The sequence below is a fragment of the Pseudomonas sp. NY15372 genome (assembly GCF_048068215.1).
In the GTDB taxonomy this organism is placed as follows: Bacteria; Pseudomonadota; Gammaproteobacteria; order Pseudomonadales; family Pseudomonadaceae; genus Aquipseudomonas; species Aquipseudomonas guariconensis_A.
In genome coordinates this window covers 14351-26947 of sequence record NZ_JBLUPY010000008.1, presented here as the reverse complement: position 1 = coordinate 26947, position 12597 = coordinate 14351, and the positions used below count along the sequence as shown (strand labels likewise).

Here is a 12597-nt window from a genome sequence, read left to right as displayed (position 1 = left end):
CAAATGAAACGATCCGCGTTCTTCATCTCCGACGGTACCGGTATCACTGCCGAAACGCTGGGCCAAAGCCTGCTCGCACAATTCGATAGCATTCCTTTCAATAAATTCACCCGTCCCTACATCGACACGCCGGACAAGGCGCGCAATATGGTCCGCCAGATCAACGACGCGGCGGAGCGGGACGGCATGCGGCCGATCATCTTCGACACCATCGTCAACCAGGACATCCGTGAAATCCTGGCCACGTCGAACGGCTTCATGATCGACATCTTTTCGACGTTTTTATCCCCACTGGAGCAGGAATTAACCGCCCATTCGTCGTATTCCGTGGGCAAGTCGCATTCGATCGGCGGCAACTCCAACTACATGGAGCGCATCGAGGCGGTCAACTTTGCCCTGGACAACGACGACGGCGCACGCACCCATTATTACGACAAAGCCGACCTGATCCTCGTGGGCGTGTCGCGATGCGGCAAGACGCCGACGTGTTTGTACATGGCGATGCAGTTCGGCATCCGCGCGGCCAACTATCCGCTGACCGAAGACGACATGGAGCGCCTGCAGTTACCGGCAGTGCTGAAGAAGCACCAGAACAAGCTGTTCGGCCTGACCATCGACCCCGACCGCCTGACCGCCATCCGCCACGAACGCAAGCCCAACAGCCGTTATTCGAGCTTTGCCCAGTGCGAGTTCGAAGTGCGCGAGGTGGAAAGCCTGTTCCGCCGGGAGAACATCCCGCATATCAATTCCACGCATTTCTCGGTGGAGGAGATCTCGGCGAAGATCCTGGTCGAGAAAGGCGTGGAGCGGCGGTTCAAATAACTCTGAACCTGCCTCATCGCCGGCAAGCCGGCTCCCACAGGTACACGACTGCCCTCAGGCCAGAGGTGCTCCTGTGGGAGCCGGCTTGCCGGCGATGAAGCCAGCACAGGATTAAAAAAAACCCCGGCATCGCTGCCGGGGCTTTTTCACTTCAACACCTGACTCAGGACGGAATCACCGCCGCCTGCCCGCTCATCGCCAGGTCGACCAGCTCGCGGTTGGCCACCGCGTACATCGCATAGTCGGTACCCGTGGCGTTGCGCAGGTCGTCCAGCATGGCGCGCCAGCGCTCGACCATCACCTTGTGCTGCTCGTTCCACAATGCCACGCGGGCATCCATGTCGTCCGGCGCGTCGGCCATCTGCAGCACGGAGATGGTGATCGCCCGCTGCTGCAGGTCGATGTCGTCGCGGAACGCCTCGCGCGCCAGGGCCTGCCAGTTGTTCTCCACCGGCAGGTTGCTGATTTCCTGCAGGTACCAGGTCAGGTCCAGCGAGCTGCCCACGGCGAAGAACGCCTTGGCCACCTGGGCCGGGTCGTGGCCGGTAACGTCCGAGGCCTCGATGATCGGCAACAGGGTGTACAGGTGCGTGGTGCCGGCGACCATGCGCGCCAGCAGCTCCGGTACACCGGCCTCGACGAAGCCCTGGTAGCGCTGCTGCCAGCGCTCGCGGGTCGGGCCTTCGAGCAGCTCGTCGAGCTTCAGGCCCAACTGGGCGATCTTCGGCCCGAAATGCGCCACGTCGCGGCCTGCATCCTGCTCGTTGCGACGGCTGCGCAGGAACCAGCGGGTGGCACGACGCCCCAGGCGCATCAGCTCGTCCATCAGGGTCAACTGGATCTCGGCCGGGACCTGGTAGTCCAGGGCCTCGATCTGGCGGAACCAGTGCGGCAGATGGAAGATGTCACGCACGATCACGTAGGCACCGGCGACGTTCGCCGGGCTCATGCCGGTGGACTCCTTCAGGCGCTGCACGAAGGTGATGCCCATGTTGTTGACCAGGTCGTTGGCGATCTGGTTGCTGACGATCTCGCGCTTGAGGCGGTGACGGCGCATGGCCTCGGCGAACTTGCTGACCAGCGACGGCGGGAAGGCGTTCTCCATGTCGCGGGTCAGGTAGTCGTCGTCCGGCACCAGCGACTTGAGCAGCTGCTCCTTGAGGTCGATCTTGCTGTAGGAGATCAGCACCGACAGTTCGGCGCGGGTCAGGCCTTGGCCGGCGGCCAGGCGCTCGGCCAGCTGCTCCTCGGACGGCAGGAACTCGATGGCCCGGTCCAGCTTGCCGCGGGCTTCGAGGTCCGCCATCAGGCGCTTGTACTCGGCGATACGCTCCAGGGCACGGCGCGCTGCCAGCGACAAGGCCTGGGTTTGCTTGTAGTTGTTGCCCAGCACCAGCGAGGCGACCTCGTCGGTCATGCTGCCCAGCAGCTGGTTGCGCTGCTTCTCAGTCATGTCGCCGCCCTGCACCACTTCGTTGAGCAGGATCTTGATGTTGACCTCATGGTCGGAGCAGTCCACGCCGCCGGCGTTGTCGATGAAGTCGGTGTTGGTCGCGCCGCCGTTGAGGCCGAACTCGACCCGGCCAAGCTGGGTCATGCCCAGGTTGCCGCCCTCGCCCACCACCTTGCAGCGCAGCTCGTTGCCGTTGACCCGCAGGGCATCGTTGGCCTTGTCGCCGACATCGGCGTGGCTTTCGCTGCTGGCCTTGACGTAGGTGCCAATACCCCCATTCCACAGCAGGTCCACTGGTGCTTGCAGCAGGGCATGCAGCAGCTCGGTCGGGGTCAGGCGGTCGGCCTCGATGGCGAAGCGTTCCTTCATCTGCGGGCTGATGGCGATACTCTTGGCACTGCGCGGGAAGATCCCGCCGCCCTCGGACATGATGCTGGTGTCGTAGTCGCTCCAGGCCGAACGCGGCAGCTCGAACAGGCGCTTGCGCTCGGCGAAGCTGGTGGCCGGGTCCGGATTGGGGTCGATGAAGATGTGCAGGTGGTTGAATGCGGCCACCAGCTTGAGCTTGTCGGACATCAGCAGGCCGTTGCCGAATACGTCGCCGGCCATGTCGCCGATGCCGACCACGGTGATCGGGTCTTCCTGCACGTTGATGCCGCGCTCGCGGAAGTGGCGTTGCACGCCCACCCAGGCGCCACGGGCAGTGATGCCCATTTTCTTGTGGTCGTAGCCGGCCGAACCGCCCGAGGCGAAGGCATCACCCAGCCAGAAGCCGTAGTCGATGGCGATGCCGTTGGCGATGTCGGAGAAGGTCGCGGTGCCCTTGTCCGCCGCCACCACCAGGTAGGGGTCGTCGTCATCGTGGCGCACCACATTGGCCGGGGGCACCACGCCGCCGTCCTTGAGGTTGTCGGTGATGTCCAGCAGGCCGGAGATGAAGATGCGATAGCAGGCGATACCTTCGGCCTGGATCTCGTCACGGCTGCCGCCCAGCGGCAGACGACGCGGCAGGAAGCCACCCTTGGCGCCGACCGGCACGATCACCGAGTTCTTCACCTGCTGGGCCTTGACCAGGCCGAGCACTTCGGTGCGGAAGTCTTCCTCGCGGTCCGACCAGCGCAGGCCGCCGCGGGCCACATTGCCGAAGCGCAGGTGTACGCCCTCGACCCGTGGCGAGTAGACGAAGATCTCGAACTTGGGCACCGGCTTGGGCAGCTCGGGAATCAGCTTGGGGTTGAACTTGAAGCTGAAGTACGGCTTGTTCTGCCCGTTGGCGTCCGGCTGGTAGAAGTTGGTGCGCAAGGTGGCCTTGATCAGGTCCAGGTAGCGACGCAGGATGCGGTCTTCGTTGAGCACCTGGACCTCGTCCAGGGCACTGAGGATCGCCTGCTCCAGGCGCTGCTGCTTGTCGTCCAGGTCCTCGACGCTGAGCTTGCGCGCCAGGTAGAAGCGGGTCTTGAACAACCGGGTCAGCTCGCGGGCGATGTCGGTGTGGTTGTTCAGGGTGCTGGCGATGTAGCCCAGGTCGAAGCCCAGGCGGATCTGCTTGAGGTAGCGGGCGTAGGCGCGCAGCAGCGCCACGTCGCGCCATGGCAGGCCGGCAGTCAGGACCAGGCGGTTGAAGGCGTCGTTCTCGGCGTCGCCCTTGACGATATGGATGAAAGCGTCCTGCAGGATGTCGTTGAGCTGCTGGATGTCCAAGTCCAGGCCTTCGCTGTAGGTGAAGGCGAAGTCGTGGATCCAGAACTCACGGCCCGAAGCATGGCGCAAGCGATACGGGAACTCGCCCAGCACGCGCAGGCCGAGGTTCTCCAGGATCGGCAGCACGTCCGACAGCGCCAGCGGCGTATCGGCGTGGTACAGCTTGCAGTGCAGCTGGCGTTCGGCCAACTGGGTCAGCGGCTGGTAGAAGCTCATCGCCAGCGGCTTGCTCTCGGACAGCGCCAGCACATGCTGCATGTCGACCACGGCCGAATGGGCAGCGAAACGCTCGCGGTAGCCAGCCGGGAAGCCTTTGGGGAAGTCGGCCAGGATGTTGGTGCCCTGGGCTTCGCCGAAGTTCTCCACCACCAGCGCCGAATAGTCGTCCTGCCAGGAGCGGCACGCCTGGATCACTTCGTTTTCCAGCTGCTGCGGGTCGATGTCGATGCGGTTCTTCGGGTCGACGCGCAGAATCAGCTGCACCCGTGCCAATACCGACTCGGAGAAGAACGTCCAGAACTCGCAGTCGCTGGCCTTCAGGCGCTCCATCAGCACCTGCTGGATCTTCTGGCGTACCTCGGTGGAGTAGATTTCACGCGGCACGTAGGCCAGGCAGTAGCAGAAGCGGCCGTACGGGTCCTTGCGCAGGAACACGCGGATCTTGTTGCGTTCCTGGATCTGCACGATCGCCATGACCGTGGTGAAGAGTTCGTCGATCGGGGTCTGGAACAGGTCGTCGCGCGGCAGCACTTCCAGTACCTGCGCCAGCTCCTTGCCCAGGTGAGCCTTGGGATCGAAGTGCGAACGGCGCTCCACTTCGGCCACCTTGCCACGGATGTACGGGATGGTGCGCACGCTCTCCCCGTACACCGAGGAGGTGTACAGGCCCATGAAGCGGCACTCCTTGACCACCTTGCCGTCGGCGTCGATCTGGCGGATCGACACGTAGTCCGGGTAGGCCGGGCGGTGCACGCGGCTCGGTTGCGAGGCCTTGGCGAACGACAGCAGCTCGGGCTCGCGCAGGTAGGTGACGGCGTAGTCCTCGATGCGCAGGTCATCGCTGCTCAGCCCGGTGCGCAGCAGGCGGGTCAGGCCCAGGAACGAGCCTTCGTCGTAGACCATCTGGCCGCCGGCGGCGTCCGACTCGACCACGAATTCTTCATAGCCGAGGAAGGTGAAATGGTTGTCCAGCAGCCACGACAAGAAGCTCTTCACCTCGGCCTTGTCGTGTTGCGCCGGGCCGAACGCGGTCTGCTCCACCCGCTCCACCAGGTCGCGGACCTTGGCCTTCATCGGCTCGAAGTCGGCCACCGCCACGCGCACCTCGGCCAGCACCTGCTCAAGCTCCTTGCTCAGGGTGGTCAGCTCGGCGGCACTGGCACAGCGGTCGATCTCCAAGTACATCAGCGATTCATGCTGGATGCCTTCGCCCTGGGTGCCCTTGGGCAGCAGCTCGAGCAGTTCGCCCTTGGCCCCACGGCGCACGCTGAGCACCGTGGTCTGCAGGGTGTGGATGCTATAGCCGCGGCGGTTGAGTTCGGTGCGCACCGAATCGACCAGGAACGGCAGGTCGTGGTGCAGCACCTCGACCACGGTGTGGGTCGACTGCCAGCCGTGGCGTTCGTAGTCGGGGTTGTAGACCCGCACCTGCGGGTGCTCGGGGTCGAAGCGCTCGATGATACGCCAGGCAGAAAGCGTGCAGCCGGCCAGGTCGGAAAGCCTGCGCTGGGTGAGTTCGTCCAGAGAGATGATGCCGAAGAACTGTTCGGCGAACAGCGCCACTTGTGGCAGTGCCTGTTCGCTGATGTGCTGCGCCAGGGCCGCTTGCAGTTGATGCTGGAAGTCGGCTTTGCTGGCTGCGGTGAAGAACGCCATCTGTGGTACTCCGCTTGGGCTTTGTTATTTGGTGAAGCGTCGCGTGCGTCCGCCGTACACGAATCAACGATAGCCAACCCGTGGCGACTGGACGGTGAAAACCAGGCGTCGGACGCCATTTCGCGTCCATCCGTTCAGGGATGAGCACCTGCAAAGACGACTGCCGCCTCGGGCTGTGGCTTTACGGGTGTCCATCGACTGGGCAGCTTAACGACTGAGTGGTCACCAGGGCTTGCAGCGCTGCGACAATTTCGGTCAAGGGGCGGTAACTTTACGTTTATGTACGCGGGCAAGGCTGTCAGAATTCCCCTTTCATACCCTCGACCCGAGCCTGCCATGCAATTGAAAACCGCCCTGCTGTTCGCCACGCCCTGCGACGAAGAGGAAGACAACATGGCGACCCTGTGCTGCCACAGCGACAAGGGCCAGATGTTCCTGCTCACCCGTTACCCGGACGAAGACACCGTGGACCTGACCCTGGACGACGAGCCCTCGACGCTCGACGGCTTGAAGGTAACGCTCAGCGCCACGCGCCTGCTGATCGAAGTGGCGGCCGGCGATCGGGATGCACTCAAGGGCTCCGAACAGCTGGAGATCGTGCTGACCTCTGCAGGTACCGACCTCGAGGAGGTCGAACTGACCTTGCGCAACATCCTCGATGGCACCGGTACTTTCGTCTCCGAACGCTGAAGCCGCCCCGCTGCGACATTGACAGCCTAACCCCAACACAGGCATTGTCTGACAACCTGATCAATAGGCAATCATTCCAATGCTAGAGCTCCAGCGCCCCGACACCCTGGTCGAACGGGTTGTCAGCGCCATCCGCGCAGAGATCGATTCCGGCCGCCTGGCCGCCGAATCGCGCCTGCCCACCGAACAGCAACTGGCCGAACAGCTGAACGTCAGCCGCTCGGTCGTGCGCGAGGCGGTGGCGCAGCTCAAGGCCGATGGCGTGCTCATCGCCCGGCGCGGGCTCGGCTCCTACATTTCGCAAACCCCCAGCGGCACCGTGTTCCGCTTCCCCGGCAGCAACGGGCGCAAGCCGGACCTGGTGCAGATGTTCGAAATGCGCCTGTGGATCGAGACTCAGGCAGCGGCCATCGCCGCCCGTCGCCGCGACGACGCGGACCTGGCGCGCATGGGCCAGGCCCTGCAGGCGATGCTCGACAAGCGCAGCGACCTGGCCAGCGCCTCCGCCGCCGATGTGGCCTTCCACCGGGCCATCGCCGAAGCCAGCAAGAACGACTACTTCGTTGCCTTCCACGATTTCCTCGGCGGCCAGCTGGCCGCCGCACGGCGCAGCGCCTGGGAAAACTCCGCCACCCCTTCGGTGGGCGGCTCGGCCGATGCCAACCGCGAACACCAGGCGCTGTACCAGGCGATCGCAGACGGTGATCGCCTGGCGGCTGCGGCCTGCGCCGAGGCGCACCTGCGAGCCTCGGCGCGCCGACTGAACATCGACCTGCCCGAACTCGACTGACACTGGAGCCACGCACATTGGCCTGGCGAGCCTCTCACACGCCCTACTTAGTCTGACAACCTGATAAGCAGATCCACTGACAAGAAATCCAAGGTACCCCTGCATGACCTACGACTACTGCATCATCGGCGGCGGCATCGTCGGCCTCGCCACCGCCATGGCGCTGCTCGAGCAACGCCCCGGCGCGTCCTTGCTGATCCTCGAAAAGGAAACCCGCCTCGGCCGCCACCAGACCGGCCACAACAGCGGCGTGATCCATGCGGGTATCTACTACGCTCCCGGCAGCCTCAAGGCCGACCTGTGCAAGCGCGGCGCCCAGGCCACGAAAGACTTCTGCACCGAGCACGGTATCGCCTTCGAGGTGTGCGGCAAGCTGCTGGTCGCTTCCAACGACCTGGAAATGCAACGCATGCAGGCACTGCATGAACGTTCCCGGCAGAACGGGTTGAAGGTCGAGCGCCTGGACGCCACCGAGCTCAAGCGCCGCGAACCCAATATCGTCGGCAAGGGGGCGCTGTTCCTCGATGCTACCGGCATCGTCGACTACAAACAGGTGTGCGACGCCATGGCCCGTGTCATTCAGAAGGCCGGCGGCGAAGTGCGCATGGCCACCACGGTACGGGCGATCCAGGAGCATGGCGACCATGTCGAGGTCCGCAGCGACGGCCAGACTTGGCGCGCCCGTCAGCTGGTCGCCTGCGCAGGCCTGCAGTCCGACCGCCTGGCACGCCTGGCCGGGGTGAAGATCGACCATCAGATCATCCCCTTCCGCGGCGAGTACTACCGCCTGCCACCGAGCAAGAACCAGATCGTCAACCACCTGATCTACCCGATCCCCGATCCAGACCTGCCGTTCCTTGGCGTGCACCTGACGCGAATGATCGACGGCAGTGTCACCGTCGGCCCCAATGCCGTGCTCGGCCTGGGCCGGGAGAACTACCGCAAGTTCTCGGTGAACTGGCGGGATGTTGCCGAATATGCGCGTTTCCCCGGCTTCTGGAAGACCCTCTGGAACAACCTCGGGTCCGGTACCACCGAGATGAAGAACTCACTGTTCAAGCGTGGCTACCTGGAGCAGTGCCGCAAGTACTGCCCACAGCTGCAGGTGCAGGACCTGCAGCCCTACGAGGCCGGCATCCGCGCCCAGGCGGTGATGCGCGACGGCACCCTGGTGCACGACTTCCTGTTCGCCGAGACGCCGCGCATGGTGCACGTCTGCAATGCCCCGTCACCGGCCGCGACCTCGGCCATCCCCATCGGCCAGATGATCGCCGAAAGGATCCTCAAGGCCCGCTGAACCTGCTGTACACCCAACTACAAAGACAATAAGGAACCTCAGATGTCGGTATATGAGGCGGCCCCGGCCGCGCCCGAAACCCCGGAACAGCAACGCAAGCGCCTGCGCAAGGTGGCCGCGGCGACCATCTTCGGCTCGATGCTGGAGTGGTATGACTTCTACCTGTACGCCACCATGGCGGCGATCGTCTTCTCGAAGATCTTCTTCGACGCCAGCAACCCGGCGGTGGCCTCGCTGCTGGCCTTCTCCACCTTCGCCATCGGCTTCATCGCCCGCCCCTTCGGCGGCGTGCTGTTCGGCTACCTGGGCGACCGCTTCGGCCGCAAGCAAGTGCTGGTGATCACCTTCTGCATGATGGGCGTGTGCACCGCGTTGATCGGCCTGATCCCCAGCTACGCCAGCATCGGCATCTGGGCACCGATCATCCTGGTGGTGATCCGTATCATCCAGGGCCTGGGCGCCGGCGCCGAACTGTCGGGCGCGGCGGTCACCTCCTACGAGCACGCCAGCGAAGGCAAGCGCGGCAGCCAGGGTGCCTGGCCGGCGCTGGGGCTGAACCTGGGCCTGCTGCTGTCGTCGCTGACGGTGTACCTGCTGACCATGAACGGTAACGAATTCCTCTTGGCCGGCGGCTGGCGCATCCCGTTCATCGCCAGCATCGCCCTGGTCGGCATCGGCCTGTGGGTACGCAAGAGTATCCCCGAGACCCCGGACTTCAAGGAACTCGACCAGGCCAAGGACAAGCCACAGGTCTCGCCGCTCAAACTGCTGTTCAAGAACGACCTCAAGGGCCTGGCGGTGGTGTTCTTCGTGGCTGTCGGCTACAACGCCCTGAGCTACATCTTCAAGACCTTCTCCCTGGCCTACCTGACCCAGTTCAAGGGCGTCGAAGCCCATGTCACCTCGCTGTCGGTGACCCTGGCCAGCCTGGTGGCGATCTTCGCCGTGCCGTTCTTCGGCTGGCTGTGCGACCGCTGGAGCAGCAAGCACGTGCTGATGCTCGGCGGCCTGCTGTCGGCGCTGTTCGCCTTCCCGTTCCTGAAATTGCTGGAAACCGGTGAGCCGACGCTGATCTACATCGCCATCGCCATCGGCACCGGCCTGCTCGCCCCGATGATGTTCGCGCCCCAGGGGTCGTTCCTCAGCCGCCAGTTCCCGACCCAGACCCGCTCATCGGGCTTCGGTACCGGTCGCGAGATCGGCACGGCCGTGGCCGGCGGCCTGGCCCCGCTGGGAGGCCTGGCGCTGGTGGCCGGCTCGGCGACCCACTCCACCGATGGCGTGGCGCTGATCCTGGCGGTTTCCGGGGTGCTGGTGGTGGTCTTTGCGCTGCTGGACCAAGGGCGCAAGCATTCGTCCTCGAAGAACTGACCAACGCGGCGCGCCCCTTCGCGGCACAAGGCCGCTCCTACAATGGTCCCCCTATAGGAGCGGGCTTGTCCTGCGATTGGGACGGCTCAGGTAAATCACCGATTGCCATGCATCACCCGCCCGCCCTCCGCCGGCCGGTCGATGTACAACACATCCAATTCGCTGTTTCGCAGCCCCTTCAGCGCATTCCAATGCGCCGAAGCATGGATATAGCGCGCCTCCAGCAACTGCCTTTGTTCCCTGGTCAGCCCCGGTTCTTCGCTGCGCCCCAGGGCGAAGTCATGCAGCTTGTCGCTGATGCCCTGCAACTCCTGCGGCAACCAGAAGGCCGCCGCACGCTCATCCAGTTCGGCAAACGGCACCCGCGCCCGCACCGCCAGTTCACGCATGATGCGCAGGTAGACCCGCGACAGGTGTCCCCGTACCTCCCGCTCGCGGTATATCGCCGCGTACACCCGCTTGTACGGCTCATCCCGTGGGTTGCTTCGCTCGACCGGCGCCTCCCAGGTCAAGACGTGCGGCCTAGCCGCTGACGTATGAGCGGGGTCCGTGGCCAGCCGCCCGGCCGTCAGGGTATAGGCCTGGGTCTGCTCCACAGGCGTACGCGACGGCACCAAGTTCGAGCGTGGCTTGCTGAGCAGCACCTGCTCGGTCATGCACTCCAGGTACCCCCCGCCGACATCCGAATGGGCGCCGGGCACGACGATATCGTTGTCGCTGCGCACCAGCGGGAAGTTGTGCCGCTGCTCGTCAGCCGCCACCAATTGCACCACCTGGCGCGCCACACCTTCGGCCAAGCCCAGCTGCAGCCCGGCATAGCGGTCGTTGGCTGGGCTGAAATTGCCTTTGAGCGGCTCGACGATCGCCGCCACGGTGTCGAACAGGCCGATGAAATTGATGACCAGCCCAGCACGCCAGTCGAACCCCTCGCCCAGCACGCCGGTCCGCGCCAGTAGGCTATCGCCGCCCTTGCCCAGGTCGTTGGCCAGGTGCCTGGCCGCTGCCGCGCCGCGGCTGAAGCCGAACAGGTCGAACTCCAGCGCTGCGACTTGCGCTTGCGGGTGGCCGACCAGCCAGGCGCCCATCTGCCCAGCGATCATCTGGACGGCCTGCGCGACGCGGGCCAGGACACCGCTGCTTCCCCGTCCAGTCGCCTGGGCAAAAACCGAATCGCCCTGGCCTGCCCAGGTGCCGATCCCCTCGACGTAGCACTTGAAGTACACCCGGGCCGGTTCATCGCTGCCCTCCCGGTACAAGCCATGGAGCAATGCCACATTGCTGGGCGCATTACCGTAGCTGCCCAGGCCAGCGTCTACCGCCCCACCGGGCACAACGCTATTGCCGTGGTTATTGCCGGTGCCGTCGAAGAAAACGCCGATCCGCAAGGTGATCGCGCCACTCGGCTGTCGTAGGTCCATCGGAGCCCTCCCAGTGCTCGAAAATGAACATAAGGGTGCAAACCGAGGGCATTGAAAATCGGCAGATTCAACGGCTAGACAGACCGATAGCACTGTGCCTGCCCGAGAAATTTCCACGCCGCCATTGGTCGGCATGGGCCCGGATGGATTAAAGTATCAGCCCTTGCCCGGACGCTGCGGTACACGCATCGCCGGCCCATTTCCAGGAACCGTCGACGATGGAACACCGTGAGGCGCTGATCGCGCTGCGCACCTTTCTTTCCTCCCAGATCCTTGGCCAGGAGAAGCTGGTCGAACGCCTGCTGATCGTATTGCTGGCCGACGGCCACATGCTGGTCGAAGGCGCGCCTGGCCTGGCCAAGACCAAGGCCATCAAGGAATTGGCCGAGGGGATCGAGGCGCAGTTCCACCGCATCCAGTTCACCCCCGACCTGCTCCCGGCCGACATCACCGGCACCGAGATCTATCGCCCGGAAACCGGCAGCTTCGTGTTCCAGCAAGGGCCGATCTTCCACAACCTGGTGCTGGCCGACGAAATCAACCGCGCGCCGGCCAAGGTCCAGTCGGCGCTGCTCGAAGCCATGGCCGAGCGCCAGGTCAGCGTCGGGCGCAGCACCTACGAGCTGTCGCCGCTGTTCCTGGTCATGGCCACCCAGAACCCGATCGAGCAGGAAGGCACCTACCCGTTGCCCGAAGCCCAGCTCGACCGCTTCCTCATGCACGTGAAGATCGGCTTCCCGGATGCCGCGGTGGAACGCCGCATCCTCCAGCAGGCCCGCGGCGAAGCCCTGGGCGGCGAGGTCAAGCCGGAACGGCGGGTCAGCCAACAGGCGATCTTCGCCGCGCGCAAGGAAATCCTCGGCCTGTACATGGCCGATGCCGTAGAGGAATACCTGGTGCAGTTGGTCATGGCCACCCGTACCCCGGCCAAGTTCGATGCCGAGCTGGCCGACTGGATCGCCTACGGCGCCAGCCCCCGTGGCTCGATCGCCCTGGACCGCTGCGCGCGGGCCCATGCCTGGCTGGCGGGGCGCGACTTCGTCAGCCCTGAAGATATCCAGGCGGTGCTGTTCGACGTACTACGCCACCGCGTCATCCTGTCCTTCGAGGCGGAAGCGGCGGGGATCGACCAGGACCGGGTGGTCCAGCGCATCCTCGACGTCGTCGCCGTCGCCTGACC

General features: G+C 64.6%; 8 protein-coding genes. 6 read left to right on the top strand and 2 right to left on the bottom strand.

The window, feature by feature from the left end; genetic code table 11:
* Positions 1 to 3 precede the first annotated feature (3 nt).
* Positions 4 to 822, top strand: coding sequence for a pyruvate, water dikinase regulatory protein (locus tag ACNFG0_RS08565; RefSeq protein WP_084855099.1), 819 nt, complete (start codon positions 4 to 6; stop codon positions 820 to 822).
* 163 nt (positions 823 to 985) lie between these two features.
* On the opposite strand, the gene ACNFG0_RS08560 is transcribed toward ACNFG0_RS08565, so the two are convergent.
* Positions 986 to 5851 (bottom strand): NAD-glutamate dehydrogenase, encoded by a 4866-nt coding sequence (locus tag ACNFG0_RS08560; protein WP_416764465.1) that lies wholly within the window; start codon positions 5849 to 5851, stop codon positions 986 to 988.
* A 336-nt stretch (positions 5852 to 6187) separates the two neighbouring features.
* On the opposite strand from ACNFG0_RS08560, the gene ACNFG0_RS08555 reads away from it, so the two are divergent.
* The 4 genes from ACNFG0_RS08555 to ACNFG0_RS08540 all read left to right on the top strand — a co-directional run bounded on the left by ACNFG0_RS08555 (position 6188) and on the right by ACNFG0_RS08540 (position 9999).
* Entirely contained in the window at positions 6188 to 6541 is a 354-nt protein-coding gene (locus tag ACNFG0_RS08555; protein WP_196146043.1) for a hypothetical protein, read from the top strand.
* 79 nt (positions 6542 to 6620) lie between these two features.
* Positions 6621 to 7331, top strand: coding sequence for a FadR/GntR family transcriptional regulator (locus ACNFG0_RS08550; protein ID WP_196146042.1), 711 nt, complete (start codon positions 6621 to 6623; stop codon positions 7329 to 7331).
* Positions 7332 to 7434: 103 nt separating this feature from the next.
* The gene (lhgO, locus tag ACNFG0_RS08545) at positions 7435 to 8628 is read left to right on the top strand and encodes an L-2-hydroxyglutarate oxidase (protein WP_416764464.1); all 1194 of its coding nucleotides are present in this window, start codon (positions 7435 to 7437) and stop codon (positions 8626 to 8628) included.
* A gap of 42 nt (positions 8629 to 8670) precedes the next feature.
* Complete coding sequence (locus ACNFG0_RS08540; RefSeq protein ID WP_196146040.1) at positions 8671 to 9999, top strand: MFS transporter; 1329 nt, start codon at positions 8671 to 8673, stop codon at positions 9997 to 9999.
* A 95-nt stretch (positions 10000 to 10094) separates the two neighbouring features.
* Here ACNFG0_RS08540 and ACNFG0_RS08535 read toward each other — a convergent pair whose 3' ends face one another.
* Entirely contained in the window at positions 10095 to 11417 is a 1323-nt protein-coding gene (locus ACNFG0_RS08535) for a T6SS phospholipase effector Tle1-like catalytic domain-containing protein (RefSeq protein ID WP_416764463.1), read from the bottom strand.
* 218 nt (positions 11418 to 11635) lie between these two features.
* Here ACNFG0_RS08535 and ACNFG0_RS08530 point away from each other — a divergent pair, with 218 nt between their 5' ends.
* Positions 11636 to 12595 carry an AAA family ATPase gene (locus tag ACNFG0_RS08530; protein ID WP_196146038.1) on the top strand — a complete coding sequence of 320 codons (960 nt, stop codon included), beginning with the start codon at positions 11636 to 11638 and terminating at the stop codon, positions 12593 to 12595.
* The last annotated feature ends 2 nt before the right edge of the window (positions 12596 to 12597 follow it).

What these genes read in the sequence shown, in the direction of transcription:
- ACNFG0_RS08565 (WP_084855099.1), top strand. Translation starts at nt 4, where the DNA reads ATGAAACGATCCGCGTTCTTCATCTCCGACGGTACCGGTATCACTGCC.
- ACNFG0_RS08560 (WP_416764465.1), bottom strand. Translation starts at nt 5,851, where the DNA reads ATGGCGTTCTTCACCGCAGCCAGCAAAGCCGACTTCCAGCATCAACTG.
- ACNFG0_RS08555 (WP_196146043.1), top strand. Translation starts at nt 6,188, where the DNA reads ATGCAATTGAAAACCGCCCTGCTGTTCGCCACGCCCTGCGACGAAGAG.
- ACNFG0_RS08550 (WP_196146042.1), top strand. Translation starts at nt 6,621, where the DNA reads ATGCTAGAGCTCCAGCGCCCCGACACCCTGGTCGAACGGGTTGTCAGC.
- lhgO (WP_416764464.1), top strand. Translation starts at nt 7,435, where the DNA reads ATGACCTACGACTACTGCATCATCGGCGGCGGCATCGTCGGCCTCGCC.
- ACNFG0_RS08540 (WP_196146040.1), top strand. Translation starts at nt 8,671, where the DNA reads ATGTCGGTATATGAGGCGGCCCCGGCCGCGCCCGAAACCCCGGAACAG.
- ACNFG0_RS08535 (WP_416764463.1), bottom strand. Translation starts at nt 11,417, where the DNA reads ATGGACCTACGACAGCCGAGTGGCGCGATCACCTTGCGGATCGGCGTT.
- ACNFG0_RS08530 (WP_196146038.1), top strand. Translation starts at nt 11,636, where the DNA reads ATGGAACACCGTGAGGCGCTGATCGCGCTGCGCACCTTTCTTTCCTCC.